General features: G+C 65.6%; 15 protein-coding genes. 9 read left to right on the top strand and 6 right to left on the bottom strand.

Translation table 11 applies throughout. The features are described 5' to 3' along the window. The first annotated feature begins 422 nt into the window (after positions 1–422). The 5 genes from CupriaWKF_RS23345 to CupriaWKF_RS23325 all read left to right on the top strand — a co-directional run bounded on the left by CupriaWKF_RS23345 (position 423) and on the right by CupriaWKF_RS23325 (position 6,015). Entirely contained in the window at positions 423–1,592 is a 1,170-nt protein-coding gene (locus CupriaWKF_RS23345) for an acyl-CoA dehydrogenase family protein (protein ID WP_276103104.1), read from the top strand. A gap of 8 nt (positions 1,593–1,600) precedes the next feature. Then, positions 1,601–2,800 (top strand): CaiB/BaiF CoA-transferase family protein, encoded by a 1,200-nt coding sequence (locus CupriaWKF_RS23340; protein WP_276103103.1) that lies wholly within the window; start codon positions 1,601–1,603, stop codon positions 2,798–2,800. 103 nt (positions 2,801–2,903) lie between these two features. Further along, the gene (locus CupriaWKF_RS23335) at positions 2,904–4,286 is read left to right on the top strand and encodes an MmgE/PrpD family protein (RefSeq protein ID WP_276103102.1); all 1,383 of its coding nucleotides are present in this window, start codon (positions 2,904–2,906) and stop codon (positions 4,284–4,286) included. Positions 4,287–4,297: 11 nt separating this feature from the next. Further along, the gene (locus CupriaWKF_RS23330; RefSeq protein WP_276103101.1) at positions 4,298–5,134 is read left to right on the top strand and encodes a CoA ester lyase; all 837 of its coding nucleotides are present in this window, start codon (positions 4,298–4,300) and stop codon (positions 5,132–5,134) included. Positions 5,135–5,151: 17 nt separating this feature from the next. Beyond that, positions 5,152–6,015, top strand: a complete 864-nt coding sequence (locus CupriaWKF_RS23325; RefSeq protein WP_276103100.1) for a MaoC family dehydratase N-terminal domain-containing protein — start codon at positions 5,152–5,154, stop codon at positions 6,013–6,015. 765 nt (positions 6,016–6,780) lie between these two features. Here the strand turns inward: CupriaWKF_RS23325 and CupriaWKF_RS23320 are convergent. Then, a complete protein-coding gene (locus tag CupriaWKF_RS23320; RefSeq protein ID WP_276103099.1) occupies positions 6,781–7,749 on the bottom strand; it encodes a tripartite tricarboxylate transporter substrate binding protein in 969 nt (322 codons plus the stop codon). Between the two features lie 82 nt (positions 7,750–7,831). After that, positions 7,832–9,346 carry a class I adenylate-forming enzyme family protein gene (locus CupriaWKF_RS23315; protein WP_276103098.1) on the bottom strand — a complete coding sequence of 505 codons (1,515 nt, stop codon included), beginning with the start codon at positions 9,344–9,346 and terminating at the stop codon, positions 7,832–7,834. A gap of 309 nt (positions 9,347–9,655) precedes the next feature. Here CupriaWKF_RS23315 and CupriaWKF_RS23310 point away from each other — a divergent pair, with 309 nt between their 5' ends. Beyond that, positions 9,656–10,849, top strand: coding sequence for an acyl-CoA dehydrogenase family protein (locus CupriaWKF_RS23310; protein WP_276103096.1), 1,194 nt, complete (start codon positions 9,656–9,658; stop codon positions 10,847–10,849). A 13-nt stretch (positions 10,850–10,862) separates the two neighbouring features. After that, positions 10,863–11,996: an acyl-CoA dehydrogenase gene (locus tag CupriaWKF_RS23305; RefSeq protein ID WP_276103095.1), complete on the top strand. Its 1,134-nt coding sequence runs from the start codon at positions 10,863–10,865 to the stop codon at positions 11,994–11,996. Positions 11,997–12,056: 60 nt separating this feature from the next. Here CupriaWKF_RS23305 and CupriaWKF_RS23300 read toward each other — a convergent pair whose 3' ends face one another. Together CupriaWKF_RS23300 and CupriaWKF_RS23295 are read right to left on the bottom strand one after the other, a co-directional pair. Beyond that, positions 12,057–13,016, bottom strand: coding sequence for a pirin family protein (locus CupriaWKF_RS23300; protein ID WP_276103094.1), 960 nt, complete (start codon positions 13,014–13,016; stop codon positions 12,057–12,059). Beyond that, entirely contained in the window at positions 13,009–13,674 is a 666-nt protein-coding gene (locus CupriaWKF_RS23295) for a TetR/AcrR family transcriptional regulator (protein ID WP_276103092.1), read from the bottom strand. Before CupriaWKF_RS23295 ends, CupriaWKF_RS23300 begins: the two co-directional genes overlap by 8 nt. A 500-nt stretch (positions 13,675–14,174) precedes the next feature. Between CupriaWKF_RS23295 and CupriaWKF_RS23290 the strand changes: the two genes are divergently transcribed. Further along, on the top strand, positions 14,175–16,334 hold the full coding sequence (locus CupriaWKF_RS23290) for a glycosyltransferase family 2 protein (protein WP_276103091.1): 2,160 nt from the start codon (positions 14,175–14,177) through the stop codon (positions 16,332–16,334). A 92-nt stretch (positions 16,335–16,426) separates the two neighbouring features. Further along, positions 16,427–17,095: a cellulose biosynthesis protein BcsS gene (bcsS, locus tag CupriaWKF_RS23285; RefSeq protein WP_276103090.1), complete on the top strand. Its 669-nt coding sequence runs from the start codon at positions 16,427–16,429 to the stop codon at positions 17,093–17,095. Between the two features lie 215 nt (positions 17,096–17,310). Here the strand turns inward: bcsS and CupriaWKF_RS23280 are convergent, their stop codons facing one another. Continuing rightward, complete coding sequence (locus CupriaWKF_RS23280) at positions 17,311–18,483, bottom strand: thiolase (RefSeq protein ID WP_276103089.1); 1,173 nt, start codon at positions 18,481–18,483, stop codon at positions 17,311–17,313. After that, the gene (locus CupriaWKF_RS23275) at positions 18,480–18,884 is read right to left on the bottom strand and encodes an OB-fold domain-containing protein (protein WP_276103088.1); all 405 of its coding nucleotides are present in this window, start codon (positions 18,882–18,884) and stop codon (positions 18,480–18,482) included. Before CupriaWKF_RS23275 ends, CupriaWKF_RS23280 begins: the two co-directional genes overlap by 4 nt. Positions 18,885–18,931: the final 47 nt, after the last annotated feature.

Raw genomic sequence — 18,931 nt, 5'->3', positions numbered from 1 at the left:
GGGTATGGCCCGGGGGCAGGGAGCCTGTCGGGCGCCGGATTGGGCGCCGTCCTACAGTGCAACCGGATTCGTCCCGACAGGGCCGGACCGCCGCTCCTTATATCTTGGAGGCATGCGGAAAAGGAAGGAGCATCCATCATGCCGTACATCATTGCGTGGCTTCTTGGCGTCCCGGCTCTCGTGCTGGTCCTGATCTGGCTGTTCATGCACTAAAGCGAAAGCGCGGCTCGCCCATATCTGTGTGGACGCCCGGCTCGCCGGGCGTCTTGCTTTCAGGGCTTTCAGCGCGCCCGGGCGCAGCACCCAAGTGCCGATCCAGGCGGTACCTAAGCCGCACCTAAGCCGCTCTTTCGCAAATCCGAATTTCGGCCCAATGGGCCGTCGGGAATAATGGCCCCATTCAAATCGACCGGGCCTACCCCATGTTTGCAGATCAGGATCAAGACCAGCTTTACCCGGAAATCCGCGAAGCCGTACGCGGCCTTTGCGCGGGTTTCGATTCGGCCTACTGGCAGCGCATAGAGGAACAGAACGGCTTCCCCGAGGAATTCGTGCAGGCACTGACCCAGGCGGGCTGGCTGTCGGCCCTGATTCCCGAGGCCTACGGCGGTTCGGGCCTGTCGCTGACGGCGGCCTCGGTCATCATGGAAGAAATCAACCGCAACGGCGGCAATTCCGGCGCCTGCCACGGACAGATGTACGTGATGGGCTGCCTGCTGCGCCATGGTTCGGACGAGCAGAAGAAGCGCTGGCTGCCGGGCATCGCCTCGGGCGAGCTGCGCATGCAGTCGATGGCCGTGACCGAGCCGACCACCGGCACCGACACCACCAAGCTCAAGACCACCGCCGTGCGCAAGGGCGACAAGTATGTCGTCAACGGCTCGAAGGTGTGGATCTCGCGCGTGCAGCACTCGGATCTGATGCTGCTGCTGGCGCGCACCACGCCGCTGGACCAGGTCAAGCGCAAGTCCGAAGGCCTGTCCGTATTCGTCGTGGACCTGCGCGAAGCCATTGGCAAGGGCCTGACGGTCCGTCCGATCCGCAACATGGTCAACCACGAGACCAACGAGCTGTTCTTCGACAACCTGGAAGTGCCGGCCGAAAACCTGATCGGCGAAGAGGGCAAGGGCCTGAAGTACATCCTCGACGGCATGAACGCCGAGCGTATCCTGATCGCCGCCGAGTGCATCGGCGATGGCTACTGGTTCGTCGAGCGCGCCAGCAATTACGCGCGCGAGCGCATCGTGTTCGACCGCCCGATCGGCCAGAACCAGGGTATCCAGTTCCCGATCGCGCGTTCCTACGTCAACGTCGAAGCCGCCAGCCTGATGCGCTACAAGGCCGCCGCGCTGTTCGACGCCGGCAAGCCGTGCGGCAAGGAAGCGAATATTTCCAAGCTGCTGGCCGCGGACGCGTCGTGGGAAGCCGCCAACGTCTGCCTGCAGACGCACGGCGGCTTCGGCTTCGCGGCGGAATACGACATCGAGCGCAAGTTCCGCGAAACGCGCCTGTACCAGGTCGCGCCGATCTCCACCAACCTGATCCTGTCCTACGTGGCCGAGCACGTGCTCGAACTGCCGCGTTCGTTCTGAGGCCGCGCATGACTGCATCTACGTCCAACGGTATCCGCCCGCTCGACGGCATCCGCGTGGTCTCGCTGGAACACGCGGTGGCCGCGCCCTTCGCCACCCGCCAGCTCGCCGACCTCGGCGCCCGCGTCATCAAGATCGAACGTCCGGGCGTGGGCGACTTCGCGCGCGGCTATGACCAGTCCGTGCACGGCCAGGCCTCGTACTTCGTCTGGCTCAACCGGGGCAAGGAAAGCCTGACCCTGGACCTGAAGGATGAAGAGGCACAGACCATCCTGCACCGCTTGCTCGCCGATGCCGACGTACTGGTGCAGAACCTCGCCCCTGGCGCCGCGGCCCGCATGGGCCTGGATTTCGACACCCTGCATGGCAAGTACGAGAAGCTGATCGTCTGCGATATCTCGGGCTATGGCGACTCCGGCCCCTATCGCGACAAAAAGGCCTACGACCTGCTGATCCAGGCCGCCGCCGGCCTGGTGGGCCTCACCGGCGGCCCGAACGAGCCGTCGCGCGCCGGCGTCTCGATCGCCGATATCTCGGCCGGCATGTACGCCTACAGCGGCATCCTCTCGGCGCTGTTGCAGCGCGGACGTACCGGCAAGGGCCTGCGCGTGCAGGTGACCATGTTCGAGGCGATGGCCGAGTGGATGAACCAGGTACTCTACTTCGGCCACTACGGCGGCAAGCCACCGGCGCGCGTTGGCGCCTCGCACCCGACCATCGCGCCCTATGGCATTCATCGCACCGCCAATGGCAGCGTGATCTTCAGCGTGCAGAATGAGCGCGAATTCGCCAACTTCTGCGAGATCGTGCTCGGCAATCGCGCGCTGGCGCAGGACGAGCGCTTCTCCAGCAACACCGCGCGCGTGCGCAACCGGCCCGAACTCACCGCGCTGATCGAGGAACGCTTCGCGTCGCTGACGGTGGCGCAGGCCGAAGCGCTGCTGGATGAGGCGCAGATCGCCAATGCCCCGATGAACGATATCGAAGGCGTGTGGAACCATCCGCAGCTGCAGGCGCGCCAGCGCTGGCGCGAAGTCGCCACGCCGGCCGGCCCGATCGACGCGCTGCTGCCGCCCGCCAACCTGTCCGGCGTCGAGCCTGTGATGGGCGACGTGCCGGCGCTTGGCGCGCACAGCCGCCAGATCCTGTCGGAACTGGGCTATGGCGAAGGCGATATCGAAGCACTGGTGAGCAGGAAGACTGTCTGAGGACGTCCGAACGGCGTCCGCTCCCCCTCCTCTCCCGATACCGGGAGAGGACCCATTTCCCGCGAGGCCGCGAACGGCCAAGCCAACCATCTCCGGAGACGGCATGAGCCAACCCGCAGACCAAACCTATCCGACCCGCCAGCTTTGCGAATTCCTGGCCCGCTTCACGCTGGCCGACGTGCCGGCACCCGTGATCGAGCGCACCAAGGACCTGTTCCTCGACTGGATCGCCTCGGCCATCGCCGGCAAGGACGCCCCGGCCGTACGCCGCATCCAGGAGTTCGCCGCGGCCATGGGGCCAACGCAGGGCGCGGCCGAAGTACTCGTGGACCGCCGCCGCACCTCGCCGTACTTCGCGGCACTGATCAACGGCGCTTCGTCGCACGTGGTCGAACAGGACGATGTGCATAACGGCTCGGTGCTGCACCCGGCCGCCGTGGTGTTCCCGGCCGTGGTCGCCGCCGCGCAGGCCGAAGGCAAGACCGGCGCCGACGTGCTGCTGGCCTCCATCGCCGGTTACGAAGCCGGTATCCGCATCGGCGAATTCATGGGCCGGTCGCACTACCGGATCTTCCACACCACCGGCACGGTCGGCACGCTGGCGGCCGCCGCCGCCGTGGCCAAGCTGTACAACCTTGACGCCGAAGGCATCAACCAGGCGCTGGGTTCGGCCGGCACGCAAGCCGCCGGCCTGTGGGAATTCCTGCGCGACGCTGCCGATTCCAAGCAGCTGCATACCGCCAAGGCCGCCGCCGACGGCCTGCAGTCCGCCTGGCTGGCGCGCGCCGGCTTCACCGGCGCCAGGCAGATCCTCGAAGGCGCCCAGGGCATGGCCGCGGGCATGTCTAGCGACGCTAACCCGGCATGCCTGACCGATGGTCTGGGCACGCGCTGGGCCACCGCCGAGACCTCGTTCAAGTTCTTCGCCTCGTGCCGCCACACGCATCCGGCCGCCGACGCGCTCAAGGTGCTGATGCAGCGCGAGGGCGTCACTGCTGGCCAGATCGCCAGCGTCACCACGCATGTGCACCAGGGCGCCATCGACGTGCTCGGCCCCGTGGTCAACCCAACCACCATCCACCAGGCCAAGTTCTCGATGGGCACCGTGCTGGGCCTGGTTGCCGTGCACGGCCACGCCGGCCTGGCCGAGTTCGAGCAGCACGCGCTGCAAGACGGCAAGGTGGCGGACTTCCGCGGCAAGGTGGCGATGGGGCTCGACGACGAAATCAATGCCGCCTACCCGCGCCAGTGGATCGGCCGCGTGACGGTGCGCACCACCGACGGCCGCACGCTGGCCGCGCGCGTAGACGTGCCCAAGGGCGATCCGGACAATACGCTGTCGCGCCACGAACTCGAAGCCAAGGCGCTGCAGCTCGGTGCCTTCCGCCACGGTGCGACCGAAGCCGAAATGCGCGCCATCATCGCGCGTGTCTGGGCCCTGGAAAATGCGCCGAACGTGAACGACTGGCTGCCGGCCGCTCGCTGAGGCATCCGACCATGTCCACTGCTGTTACCTACCTGTTCGTGCCGGGCGACCGGCCCGAACGTTTCGACAAGGCCGCCGCGGCCAGGCCGGACGTGATGATCCTCGACCTCGAGGATGCCGTGCACCCGGATGCCAAAGCCGCTGCACGCCAGGCCATCGCGGACTGGCTCGCTGCCGGCCCCGTCGCCAATGCTTATGTGCGCATCAACGACAGCGCCGCCCCGGGCTTTGCTGCCGACATGGCGTGGCTGCGCACTCTGCCAAAGGGAACGCCGTTGGCCGGCCTGATGGTGCCCAAGGCGGAGGATCCGGCGGCGCTGGCAGCCATCGCCGAAGTCCTGCGCGCCATCAACCCGAAGGCCGAACTGATCGCCATCATCGAGACCGCGCTGGGCCTGCACCAGGTCGACGCGGTGGCCACCGCCGCTGGCATTGCGCGGCTGGCGTTCGGCTCGCTCGACTGTGCGGTCGATCTCGGCTGCAGCCACACGCGCGACGCACTCGCGCATGCGCGAGCGCGCATCGTGCTCGCATCGCGCGTGGCCGGGCTGCCACCGCCTGTCGACGGCGTTACCACGGCGCTGAAGGACGAGTCCGTACTGGCCGACGATGTCGCCTATGCGCGCGCGCTCGGCTTTGCGGGCAAGCTTTGCATCCACCCGGCCCAGCTCGGTGCGGTCCGCGCCGGCTTCCTGCCCTCGCCCGAACAGCTCGACTGGGCGCGGCGCGTGCTGGAAGCGACCGCCAGCGGCAGCCACGCCGTGCAAGTCGATGGCAAGATGGTGGACCGCCCTGTCATCGAGCTGGCCCGCCGCCTGATCGCGCTGGCGCAACCGTCGGCGCTCTGAACACAAAGGCAGTTGTCATGACCCAGAACTCCCAACTCGAACATCTGCGCACCTGGATCGGACGCAGCGAATCGCGCACCGAGACGCTGACGCCGGAACCCGTGACCGGCCTTGCCGTCACCTTCGACCTGGATCCGGAAACCGTGGTGCGCGGGCCGCTGCCGCCGCTGTGGCACTGGCTCTACTTCCTGCCGCGCGCGCCGCAGCGTGACATTGGCGCCGACGGCCACCCGGTTCTCGGCGGCTTCATGCCGCCCGTGCCATTGCCGCGCCGCATGTGGGCCGGCAGCGAGCTGTCATTCGAGCGTCCGATCCACGTCGGCGATACGGTGACGCGCACGTCGACCATCAAGGATGTCCAGCATAAATCCGGCCGCACCGGCGAGCTTTGGTTTGTGGCGGTCGACCATGAACTGACCGTCGATGGACAGGTCGCGGTGCGCGAGCGCCATGACATCGTCTACCGTGCCATGCCGGAAGTGGGCAAACCGCAGCCGCCGCGGCCGCGCCTGGAGCACACGGCGCAATGGCAGCGCACCTTGCGCGCCGATCCGGTGATGCTGTTCCGTTATTCCGCGCTGACGTTCAATGGCCACCGGATTCACTACGATCGCGATTACACGCGCGACGTCGAGGGCTATCCGGGCCTGGTGGTGCACGGGCCCATGCAGGCCATGCTGATGCTGGACCTGGTGGCGCGGGAGCAGCCGCAGGCGCGCGTGCGACGCTTCGGTTTTCGCGGGCTGGCGCCGCTGTTCGATCAGGACATGATTACCGTTGGCGGCACGGCGGATCCGGCGCAGGCCGGCAAGCTGATCCTCTGGACCGGGGATGATGCTGGTGGTCAGGCTATGCAGGGATGGGCTGAGGTCGAGGGCTGATTGCAGGAAGACGTCTGGCCCGTCCGCGGCTTTTGCGCGGGAGCGGCCGAAGCGTTTGAGGAACGGCAAGTCTTTGGGCTTGCCGTTTTTTGCTTGGGGGTTGGGGGGAGTGGCGGGAGGGGGGCTCGTCGTGCTTGGCATGCGCTGCTGTTTCGCCGGCGTAGCCGGCGAGTCACTTTTGTCTCCCGACAAAAGTAACCAAAAACGCGTTTTCGTGGCTGACGAACGGGCCAAGGTGGTGAAGACGGTAAAGGGCATAGCCAGACTGCCTGCCGCGTAGATGATCAGGATAGACGCGTCAGATGAGCGAACCCGGATTACTTGGTGGCCCCTTCTAACCACGCCATCGGTGGGACGCCTACGGCTGCGCTGCGCGCGGCTCAGTGAGAAAACCCAAAAGGGAACGGGGAGACAGCGACGATGCCCCGTGCATACCGACTAGGACGTGCGCGCAGCGCAGCCGTAGGCGTCCCACCACTGACGCTATTGGAACGCTGTACCCGAGCCCTACATGGGGATCGTACAAGAGCAGGTTATCGCAGGCACTGGTTCTGAATCACTATGCGTAGCATGCTCGAACGGGCAACCAGGCATCGCGAGACCAAAGCCGCTTGAACACAAGAAGCGTATCGTTGATGGCCAGCCGCCAGGCGACGCGCTTTTCTGCTTACTTTTGTCGCTCGGACAAAAGAGTAAGTCGCCGGCTACGCCGGCGAAACAGCGGCGCCCGCCAAGAACGACGAGCCAACAAAGCCCCCCGGCCCCTCAATCCGCCTGGATCTTCGCCGTCCTGACCACCCCACCCCACAGTGTCAGCTCCCGCTGAATGCGATCAGCCAGCGGCTTGGGGCCGGAAATGTTGAGGTCATAGCCACCGGCAACCATGCGCTGCCTGAACGCCGGATCATCGCCAATGGTCTTCTGTGCCTTGATCAGCTTGTCGACCACATCGGCAGGCAGCTTCGGCGGGCCAATCAGCGCATACCAGCCCGTCAGGTCATAGTCCTTGAGACCGGATTCGATCATGGTCGGCACATTCGGCAGCGCTGGATTGCGCGTCTTCGACGTGACGGCCAGCGCCCGCACCTTGCCGCCATTGATATGGCCGATCGCCGTACCCGTGATGTCGAACATGAACGTCACCTTGCCGCTTACCACGTCGGCCATGGCAGGCGAGTTGCCCTTGTACGGTACGTGCAGCATCTTGACGTGGCTCATCTGGGCGAGCAGTTCGGCCGACAGGTGGTTGGACGCACCAACGCCCGCCGAGCCGAATGACACATCGTCCGGATGCTTGCGTGCGTAATCGACCAGTTCCCCTACGTTCTTCGCCGGGAAGTCCTTGTTCACCAGCAGCACGTTGGTGTAGTCGGTGATCAGGCCAATGTACGTGAAGTCCTTGAGCGGGTTGAATTTGACCGAGCGCTGGATCAGCGGCGTCATGGTCATGGTCGGGCTGGCGACGAAGTACAGGGTGTAGCCATCCGGCTCGGACTTGGCCGTCAGGTCGGCGGCAATGGCACCGCTCGCGCCAGCGCGGTTGTCCACCACCACGGGCTGATGCAGCGCGCGGCCAAGCTGCTCGGCGTAGATGCGTGCGGCCGTATCGACCGGGCCACCCGGCGCATAGCCTACGATCAGCTTTACCGGGCGCGACGGATACGCTTCCGCAGCCCATGCGGCCCCATGCAGCAGTGTCGCCATCATTGCGGCGACGGTCATCCAACGTTTCATCTTGTCTCCTCCAGGATTGCTTTGTGTTCCCCACCGGACACCGGCTGCCGGGCCGGCGGGAAGAAAAATCTGCGCCGGGCCGTCAGCCCAGCAGCGCCCGCAGCGGCTGCTTGAGCAGCTTGCCGCTCGCCGTCGTGGGAATCACGTCGATCACGCGCACTTCTGCCGGGCGCTTGTACGGTGCCAGGCTGTCTCGCAGGTAGGCATCGAGCTTGGCGCGATCGGGCTCGACCCCGTCCTGCATCTCGATGAAGGCCACCACCTCCTCGTTGCCGTCGCTGGTGTTGCGCCCGACCACGGCCGACTGGCGCACGCCCGGGAACGCGTTGATCACGGACTCCACTTCGATCGGGTACACGTTGAAGCCGGAGCGGATAATCAGGTCTTTGGAACGACCCGAGATGAACAGCGCGCCGTCAGCGCCCAGGTAGCCAAGGTCGCCGGTATTGAGCCAGCCGCCGGGCAGCAGCGCCTCGGCGGTCTGCTCCGGATTGCGGTAGTAGCCGAGCATCACGCCCGGGCCGCGCACGCGGATCTGCCCGCGCTCGCCGGCCGGCAGCGCATTGCCGTCGCCGTCGGTGATGCTGATCTCCACGCCTTCGACGATGTAGCCGGCCGAGCAATCGGCGCGCGGGGCTTCCATGCGCGTGATGAACAGCGAGCCGGCGTATTCGGTGATGCCGTAGCCATGGTGCAGCGGCTGGCCGAAATACGCTTCCACATCGCCCTTCAGGGTCGGATCGAGCGGCGCGCCGCCGGTATAGAGATAGCGCAGGCGCGGATAGGCCTTGCGCCCGCGTTGCTGCGCCACAGCCATGATGCGCGTGAACATGGTCGGCACGCCCTGCAGGATGCTGATCCCGGGAGTGTCCAGCGCCTCGAAGACCTCGTCCGCATCGAAGCGGGGACGCACGAACAGGCTGGCACCGCCATACAAGGTGGCCAGCAGCACCGTGGCGATGCCGAAGATGTGCGACATCGGCAGCGCACCGTAGGCGACATCGTCCGGCCCCATATTGCGCGAGGTCGCGGAAATGCGGGCGAAGTGCGTGAGGCCTTCATGCGGCACCATCACGCCCTTGGGCGCACCGGTGGTGCCCGACGTATAAATCAGCGTGGCCACCTTGCGCGCCTGCCCGGCCGGCACGCGCTCCGGCGTGGTTGCAGCGCGCGCCACGGTCATGCCATCCGCATAGACCGGGCAACCTGTCGCCCTGGCATCCAGCCGCCGGCCGTGCGCGGCGGCGACGTCGGAAACATGGCCCGTGAACAGGACCAGCAGCGGCTGCGCGTGGTCGCGGATGTTGTCGATCTCGCGCGCCGACAGGCGTGCGTTGACCTGGATCGGCCACGCGTGCAGCGTGCTGCAGGCAAACATCGTGACGATCATCTCGTTGCAGTTCTCGCCGACCACGATCACGCGGTCGCCCTCGCCCACGCCCTGCGCGGCCAGCCAGTCCCGCGTGCTCTCGATGCGGCGCCACAGGTCGCCGTAACGGATCACGGTGCCGTTCTCATAGAGGCACGGCGCTTGCGGTGTCTGCGTGGCCCAGTGGCGTGGAAGGTCATGGATAAACTCGGGGCGGAAGGAAGACATGATGCTCGCTGCTCGGTCGGGATTGGATACGGCGAATATGGCAAATACGGCGGATGCGTCGAAGAATGCACGGCAACGCACTTGCTGCAGGTCAGGGAGTTTGCGCCATGTATTCCGGCTAAGCCATTTCGAATTCGCTAAGGCCGTGTTCGGCGCCGCCACGTCCTCCGCGCAACGGTTCCGCCGGTACGAAGATCACCTTTGCCATTGGTGAAGAACCGAACGGCAAGCCCCTCATACAATCGGCCGGCACAGTGAAGGGCCGCCGCGCAGACGCCATGCGGCCCGCGTACCACAGGGGACATTCAGATGGATTTGCGTTTTACCGCTGAGGAACAGGCCTTCCGCGAAGAAGTCCGGACTTTCGTCCAGGCCAATCTGCCGGAGGACATCCGCAACAAGGTGCTGAACCACCAGCGAGTCGAGAAGGACGACTATGTCCGCTGGCACCGTATCCTCAACGCGCACGGCTGGGGCGCGCCGACCTGGCCCAAGGAATGGGGCGGCACCGGCTGGAATGCGCTGCAGCGCCTGATCTTCGAGATCGAGACCCTGCGCGCCGGCGCGCCGCGCATGCTGCCGTTCGGCCTGACCATGATCGGCCCGGTGCTGATGAAGTACGCCAGCCAGGCGCACAAGGAACGCTTCCTGCCGCGCATTCCCAACGTCGACGACTTCTGGTGCCAGGGCTATTCCGAGCCGGGCTCCGGTTCGGACCTGGCCTCGCTCAAGACGCGCGCCGTGCGCAAGGGCGACAAGTACATCGTCAACGGCCAGAAGACGTGGACCACCATGGCTCACTTCGCCGACTGGATCTTCTGCCTGGTGCGCACCGACCCCGAGGCCAAGGCCCAGGAAGGCATCTCGATGCTGTTGATCGACATGAAGTCGCCTGGCGTCACCGTGCGTCCGATCAAGACGCTGGACGGCGGCCACGACGTCAACGAGACCTGGTTCGAAGACGTGGAAGTGCCCGTCGAAAACCTGCTCGGCGAAGAGAACAAGGCCTGGACCTACGCCAAGTACCTGCTTGGCCATGAGCGCACCGGCATTGCCGGCATCGGTCACTGCCACCGCGAACTGCGCCAGCTCAAGCACTACGCCAGCCAGGCCACCGACGGCGCCGGCCGCCCGCTGATCGAAGACGTGCGCATGCGTGACAAGATCGCCCGCATCGAGATGGACATCATGGCGCTCGAAATGCTGCTGCTGCGCGTGGCCACGCAATCGGGCGGCCAGCCCGGCCCCGAAGCCTCGATCGTCAAGATCCGCGGCTCGGAGATCCAGCAGGACCTGGCCATGCTGATGATGGAAGTCGCCGGCCCCAACGCCTGGCCGTACTCGCCGGACTGGCTCGAACCGGGCGCAGTGCAGCCGGTGTCGGGTCCGGACTGGGCCGCCTCGGCGTCGTCGACCTACTACGATATGCGCAAGACCTCGATCTACGGTGGTGCCACCGAAGTGCAGAAGAACATCATCTCCAAGATGATCCTGGGTTTCTGAAGGGATAGCAGACATGGACTTCACCTACAGCGAAGAGCAGCAGATGCTGGCGGACAGCCTGCGCCGCTTCATCGATACCGAATACACGTTCGACGCGCGCCGCAAGAGCTCGCGCGCCGGCGAGGCCCTGGACCGCGGCGTGTGGAACAAGCTGGCCGAAATGGGCGTGCTGGGCCTGACCGTGCCGGCCGACTTCGGCGGCTTCGGCGAAGGCGCCGCGAGCCAGCTCGTGGTGCAGCGCGAACTGGGCCGCGGCCTGGTGCTGGAACCGGTCACGCCGAGCGGCGTGATGTCGGCGGCTATCCTCTCGGCCTACGGCAGCCAGCAGCAGAAGGAAGAATGGCTGCCGGCGATTGCCAGCGGCGAGCGCATCGTGACGCTGGCGTACCTGGAGCCGACCACGCGCTACCGTCCCGAGACCGCGCGCGCCAGCGCCGAACGCAGCGGCAACGGCTATGTGCTGAACGGCACCAAGAGCCTGGTCTGGCACGGCGCCTCGGCCGATGCCTACCTGCTGAGCGCACGCATTGCCGGCAACAACGACGTCGCCCTGTTCCTGGTGCCGCGTGACAGCGCCGGCCTGAACGTGACCGGCTACCCGACCATCGATGGCATGCGCGCCGCCGACGTGTCGCTGCAGAACGTCACCGTGAGCGCCGACGCCCTGGTGGGCCAGCCGGCCGACGGCCTGGCAGCGCTGGGCCTGGGCATGGAGCACGGCGTGGCCGCGCTGTGCGCCGAAGGCGCGGGCGCGATGGAGAAGCTGATCGAGATCACCGGCGAGTACCTGGGCACGCGCCAGCAGTTCGGCAAGCCGCTGGGTGCCTTCCAGGCGCTGCAGCACCGCATGGCAGACATGCTGGTGCAGAAGGAGCTGGCCCTGTCGATGGCCTATGTGGCAGTCCAGGCGCTGGACGAAACCGATCCGGCACGCCGCCGCCGCATGCTGTCGGCCGCCAAGGTCACGCTGGCGCGCGCCGGCCGCTATGTCGGTCAGCAGGCCGTTCAGTTGCATGGCGGCATGGGCATGACCGACGAACTTGCCGTGGGCGATTACTTCAAGCGCCTGACCATGCTCGACCAGCTACTCGGCGACAGCGACCACCACCTGCAGCGCTTCGGCGAAGTGATGGAAACCGCTGCCTGAGGCCAGCGTCGCCAGCGCCGGCGGCGTTCCTGCAAAGCGTCAGGAGCGCCCTCCCGCGCGCTAGCGACCCGGCTGCCTGATTTGCACACCGGTCAGGTCCGGGGCCGGCAATTGCGGCGATGGACTTCCCGAGACCTTCCCGAAGCGTTGATCGCCGCTGTTCCAATCGCGTGCAGCCGCCTCGATCTCCGCCTGGTTGCGCGCAACGAAGTTCCACCACACCAGGATCTCCTCGCCGAACGGCGCGCCACCGATCACCAGCAAGCGCGCTGGCCCGGAGCATTGCACGTGGAGCTGCGAACGCCCGGTGCCCAAATAGAGCAGCGTATCGGGCTCCAGCATTTCGCCTTCGATCTGCGCCTCGCCACTCAATACGAGCACGGCGTGCTCAAAACCCGCATCGAGCGGCAACGACGCCTGCGCCGCTCGATCGGCCATGAGGTCAAGCCCGATCAGCGGGGAATACACCTCGACCGGTGAGGTTTCGCCGAAAGCCGTCCCCACCAGCACCGTGACATGGAATCCTCCGTGCGAGGTGACCGGCAGGTCCGGATAGTTCCTGAACGCCGGCTTGCCATGGCGTTCGGCTTCAGGCAGTGCAATCCACAGCTGTGCCGCATGCAAGCCGCCGCCTTCCGGGGTGACGGAATCCTCCGCATGAGAGATGCCGTGGGCCGCCGTCATCAGGTTGACCTGCCCGGGCCGGATCACCTGCTCGGAGCCCAGGCTGTCCCGGTGCATGACCTCGCCTTCGATCATCCACGTGAACGTCTGCAAGCCGATATGCGGATGCGGCCCGACGCGCAGGCCGTCGCCGGGCCCGAACACGATGGGACCCGCATGGTCCAGGAAACACCAGGCGCCGACCATGCGGCGCTGGCGACTGGGCAGAGCGCGGTGGATGGCCAGTTCGCCGACTTCGGCCTTGCGCGTCGAAATGCGCTCCATCACGGGGCTGCCAGGGCACGGCGGGCAATCGGTGGAGCGGGACACGCTCCGGTCCGCTGTGACATCACTCATGGGAATTCTCCTGTCCAAGTTCCTGCGTAATGTAGAGAAAAAACGCCCGCGCCATCTCCGTCTCCAGCGTGCGGTCTGACAAGCGGTACGTACCGGACCGGTTGACCAGCGTATAGATCAGCGTCCCCACCATGGCCTGGTAGGCAAAGCGGATACGCGTTTCCAGTTCGGGCGAAGCGCCCGCCGGATGCAGCCGCGCCAGGCGCGGCACCACCAGCTCCACGTAGTCCTGGTTCATCCGCTTGAGCGGGTCTTCGCCGGTGACGGCGCGCTCGATCAGCGACGCGCGCAACACCCCCTCGTTGCGGTACGCCCACATGCGGTTGTTGCGCGCGAGCGATTCCACCACCTCGCGCAGGGTCATCTGCCCGGCATCGAACAGCGCGACGCGCTGCGCCATCCCTTCGCGCAATTGCGCCACCAGCAAGGTCTGCAGGGCACGGAAGTAGCTCTCCTTGCCATCGAAGCGGCTGTAGAAGGCCCCGGTAGTCACGCCGGCATGGGCGCAGATGTCCTGGATCGGGACCTGGTCCAGCGTGCGGTCGCGCAACAGGCGGCGGCCGGCTTCCAGCAACCGCTCCGTCGTCTTCTTGCCGCGCGAGTAGCGCGGTACTGCGAATCCTTCCTGTCCTTCCAGGGGCGTCAGGGCTTGTTTCATCGTGGCCGGAATTCGTGTCCGTGTTTTCCCCAGTGTTGACAAGCTTATCAGGCGCACCACCGAGGGCTCGGACAAGACCCTGACATGCCGCATCAGCCACTGAAGGAGGCGATAAGCGGAATATCCTGCATTGTGTAGACGATCAGCTGAAAAAAAGTATCGCTTCCGGCCGGCAAAATTGTCGCCTATTCTCAACTGCAAAGCGCCTTTTCTCTCTGCCCATATCGTGGCCATAAAGGCGGCGGACCTGATCCGCCCTCAATCGCGAACGATGTCGGGCCGCGTGAAAAACAGATTGCAGACAGCGACAGCACGCCCATGGGTCCGGGCGGCATGGCTGATCGAAGCAACGGAAGGATGCCGGCAGTTGGGTGGAGGAAGCCCAAAGGCATTGTCCGCCCTGGCGTGCCACCGGAATCGAGCGCAGCGCGCATCTTCCGGATGGCAGGCAATGGCCGTTTGGGACAGCAGTTGCCGCGGTTGCCAACTGACTTTGATCCATGCGCCCCGATGCCGACGACATGAAGACCGAGCCGCCCAAGCCCTATATCACCTGGCTTGTCGTGATTTATGTGCTTTGCGGTCTGATATACATGGGCTGGCGCATCAGTACCATCAATCATGCAGCTGCGTGGCTCTCCCTTCCGCTCTACGCGGCCGAAATCTATGGCTACCTGAGCGGGCTGCTGTTCGTTCTGATGACGTACCGGTTGAGCGTGCGTGAGCCGGCGCCCGCGCCGGAAGGGCTCAAGGTCGACGTCTTCGTTCCTACCTACAACGAGTCGGTCGACCTGCTGCGCCGCACGCTGCTGGCGGCCAAATGGATGGACTACCCGCATGAGACCTGGCTGCTCGACGACGGGCGTCGCGAGAGCATGCGCAAGCTTGCCGCGGAGCTGGGCTGCCGCTACCTGTCGCGCGAAGACAACCTGCACGCCAAGGCCGGCAACCTGAACCAGGCACTGACGCGCACGGACGGCGAATTCATCGCGATATTCGATGCCGACCACGCGCCGCGCAAGGATTTCCTGATGAAGACGCTGGGGTTCTTCCGCGACCCAAAGGTGGCATTCGTCCAGACACCCCAGGATTTCTTCAACATCGATTCATTCGGGCACCGCCTTGGCAAGAAGCGCGTCTGGGACGAGCAGGCGCTGTTTTTCAAAATCATCCAGCGCGGCAAGGACGTCCTCAACGCCGCCTTCTTCTGCGGCAGCTGCGCAGTGGTCCGGCGCGCGGCGCTGAACGAGATCGGCGGGTTCGCCACGGAAACCGTGACCGAAGACGTGCACACCGCCATCAAGCTGCACAAGCTCGGGTACCGGTCGGTCTATTACGGCGAATCGCTGGCGTTCGGCCTCGCGCCACACAGCATAGACACCTACCTGAAGCAGCGCATGCGCTGGGGCATGGGTTCCATGCAGGTGTTCCGGCGCGAGAACATCCTGTTCGGGCGCGGCCTCACGCTGGGGCAGCGGCTGAACTATTTCGCCTCGGCGCTGTTCTTCTTCGAGGGCTGGCAGAAGCTCATTTTCTTCCTGACGCCGCCGGCCGTGTTCCTGTTCGGCCAATTGCCCATCGTCGCTCCGCTGGACACATTCCTGTTCCTGTTCTGCCTCTACTACCTGCTGTCCATGCTGGTACACCTGGAACTGGGGCGCGGCTACAACTCGCTGTTCCTCAGCGAACAGTATGCAATGGCCCGCTTCTTCGCCTTCATGTCTACCAGCATGGGGCTGTTTCGCCGCGATATCCCCTTCGCAGTCACCGATAAGCAGTTGTCCGATTCCGGCAAGGTATGGTTGTGGCTGTCGCCACTGCTGGTGCTTGCCGGCATCGCGGCCATCAGCGTGCCCGTGGGGGTGTACCGCATGTACACGGGCAGTATTCCGGTAGGTGCGGGCGTTGTCACCATGGTCTGGACGCTGGTCACGCTGGCCACCGCCGTTTCGGTGGCTACATTCGCCCGCCGCCATGCCGCCAACCGTCGCGTCGAGTACAGGTTTCCGCTGCGCTTGCCGATCACGCTCGAAGTGAATGGCGCGACTTACCTCGGGCTCACCTCGGACCTGTCTCCGAATGGCGCGCTTTATGTCGGACAACATGTCGGCGGCCTGTCGCGCGGCGGTACCGTGGACGTGCTCATTCACCTCCCCAGCCTGATCGTGCAAGACGTGGCCGTGGCCACCTTTGTCAGCCATCGTCGCGGCGACCCGGCCGGCGCCGCTACGGTCGGGCTGCGCTTCCAATGGGATGCCCGCGGCAATACGGGCGCGCTGGAGACCTTCCTGTATGGCAGTCGGCTGCAGCTCGACATGGGGAACCTGACGGAGACCGAGACACCGCCGCTGACACGGCTGGCCGAACTGCTGCGCCGGCAAGGCAGCGGTCCCTTGTTCGCGCAGAACTGGGCGGCCGGGCTACTGATGCAGCCGCTGCGCCCGGGCAAGCTGCCGGTTGCCATCGCCACCATCGAAGGTGCCGCACCGTTGCTGTTCAGCAGCATTGAGCTGGACCTGGGGGCCGGCACCACGCTGCGTCAGTCCACTGCAGGTAAGCTGACCGAGCAGACCGTCAGCCTTACGCCCAGCGGCCGGCTCAGCACACCCACCGGCGATTTTCACCTGTACAACATTACACCGTGCGCAAGCACGGTCTGAAAAAGGGAAGCTTCATGACGCGGTGCATGCCCAAACCGTATCAGGTCCGCCCTGCAGTGGCGCCTCTTGCGCCCCTGGCACTTCCATTGGCCATGGCCCTGCTGGCCGGCGCGGCAGCGCTATCTCCGCTGCCGGCGCGGGCGGGAACCCTGTTCGGCGGCGCCAGCCTGGCCGGCGGCGGCGAGCGTAGCGAATATGTGGGCGTGACATCAGGCTGGTTGCCCGTACCCTACCTGACGCAGAAGCTCGTGGTGAGCGATTACCACTACAGCTACGGCTCCAACGGCACATCCGTGTCGGTGAACGGCCAGGCCGCCGAGGCGGCACTGGGGCTCCAGAAGGGATGGGACACCGGCTGGCTGGAAGCCACCGCCGGCGCGCGCTACCGCTACAACCGTGTCTCGCCGCAAGGCGCCGACAACAGAAACGACGGCGGCCAATGGGGTCTGGCGCTGACCCTGCTGGGACAGCAGGAGTTTGCACAGCACTGGCTTGTCAACGGCATCGCCTCATATACCTTTGGCCCGCAGGCCTACTGGGCACGCGGGCGCGTGATGTACAAAGTGTTCGGCAAGGCCTGGGCCGGTGTGGAACTGATCAAGCATGGCGACCCGTTCTACCACTCCACACAAGGCGGCCTGGTATTGACGGGAATCCCGCTCACGCAAACCCTGAACCTGGGTTTCTTCACCGGCGTGAAGAAGACATCCGGCGTGTCGCGCGCCTTTTACGGCGGCCTGGAAATCAGCAAATCCTTCTGAAGGCCGTGCCGCCCGCCCTGGAAACCAGAACCCGTCATGTCGTACGTTGCCGCACGCGCGCGCGTCGCAATGACAGACCAGGCGCGTCGTCGTTGCCTGGCTCGTGCCGGCGCGCTCGGCAGCAGCAATCCGGCAAAGCCCAAGAAAAAAGCGGCGGTGGAACCGAATCCCGATTCCACCGCCGCCTCCCTTCTTCCATTCAAACCCGGAGCGCCTTACAACGTGGCAGCCGTCCCCAGGATCGCCGTCGCCTGACTGGACAGCGTACCGCCGTTGCCATGGACCACGGCGACTTCCGCGTCCTTGACCTGACGGTCACCGCATTCGCCACGCAGCTGGCGCACGGCTTCGATCGTGATGAACATCCCATACATGCCCGGATGCACGCATGACAGCCCCCCACCGTTGGTGTTCACCGGCAGTCGACCGCCCGGAGCAATCCCGCCGCCACTGACGAAGTGACCGCCCTCGCCCTTCGGACAGAAGCCAAGGTCTTCCAGGAACAGCAGCGTGTTGATGGTGAACGCGTCGTACAGTTCAGCGACGTCGACATCCGACGGCTTGAGGCCGGCCATGGCGAACGCGCGCTCGCCGGATTCCTTCGCTGCCGTGACGGTGAGATCGGGCATGCACGAGATCTGGCGGTGCCATGTCGCGGTGGCGTTGCCGAGCACATAGACCGGCGGCTTGGCCATGTCCTTGGCACGGTCGGCACGAACCATCACGTAGGCGCCGGCACCGTCCGTCACCAGGCAGCAGTCACGCACCGACAGCGGGTCAGACACCATGCGCGCATTGAGCACGTCGTCGATGCTGAGCGGATCGCGCATCTGCGCTTCCGGATTGAGCTGCGCCCACTTGCGCGCGGCCACGGCCACTTCGGCCAGGTGTTCGCGCGTGGTGCCGTACTGGTGCATGTGGCGCGCGGCGGCCAGTGCGTACGACGTGATCGGGCTCAGCGGCTGGTACGGGTTTTCGTACGGCTGCGGATCGAGCACGGCGCGAACCTTGCCGATGCCGGCGCGGCCCACGGTCGAGGTGCGCTGGTTGCTGCCGTAGCAGACCAGCACCGCGTCGCACAGGCCAGCTTCAAGCGCCATCATGGCCGGCAGCATGTGCGAAACGAAGCTCGAGCCGCCGATCATGGTGCTGTCGACGAACTTCGGCTTGATGCCGAGGTACTCGGCCACCGGCATCACCCACATGGTGGCGCCGACGCTGGCGGTGGCGATGCCGTCGATGTCGCGCATCGACATGCCGGCATCCTTCACGGCTGCCTTGGCGGCTTCCACCAGGATTTCCATTTCAGTCTTGCCGTGGGCTTCGCCCAGGCCGGCCTGGCCGACGCCGACGATGGCGACGCTGCCGCGCAGAGAAGACAGACTCATTTTGCTTGGCCCTCCACCGGATCGAACACGACGAGAGCGGGCTCGCCTTCTGCCTTGCCAGGCGCCACGCGCGCCTTGACGCGCATGCCGATGCACACGGACGCCGGGGCGATGCCCTCGACCCGGCTCATCAAGCGCACGCCTTCGTCCAGGTCGACCAGCACAATGTTGTAGTCGCCGCCGGCTTCGGGCTTGCGGCGGATCACGCTGGTGGAGTAGACCGTGCCGGTGCCTTTCGGCTCGGTCCAGTCAAGCGCGTCACCGCCGCAGTGCGGGCAGATGTTGCGCGGGAAAAATACGTGCTGCTTGCAGTCCTGGCAGTGCTGGATGCGGAACTGGCCGGCGGCGAGCATGTCCGCGTAGACCTTGTCCGGACCCGCCGCCGCTCCTTGTTGGGGCATGGTGTCTCCTTCACAAATGATGCCGCCATGGGGCTTCCATGGCACAG

The organism is Cupriavidus sp. WKF15 (assembly GCF_029278605.1).
GTDB lineage: Bacteria > Pseudomonadota > Gammaproteobacteria > Burkholderiales > Burkholderiaceae > Cupriavidus.
Note: the sequence above shows the minus strand (reverse complement) of the source record. Positions and strands in the feature narration are given on the sequence as shown.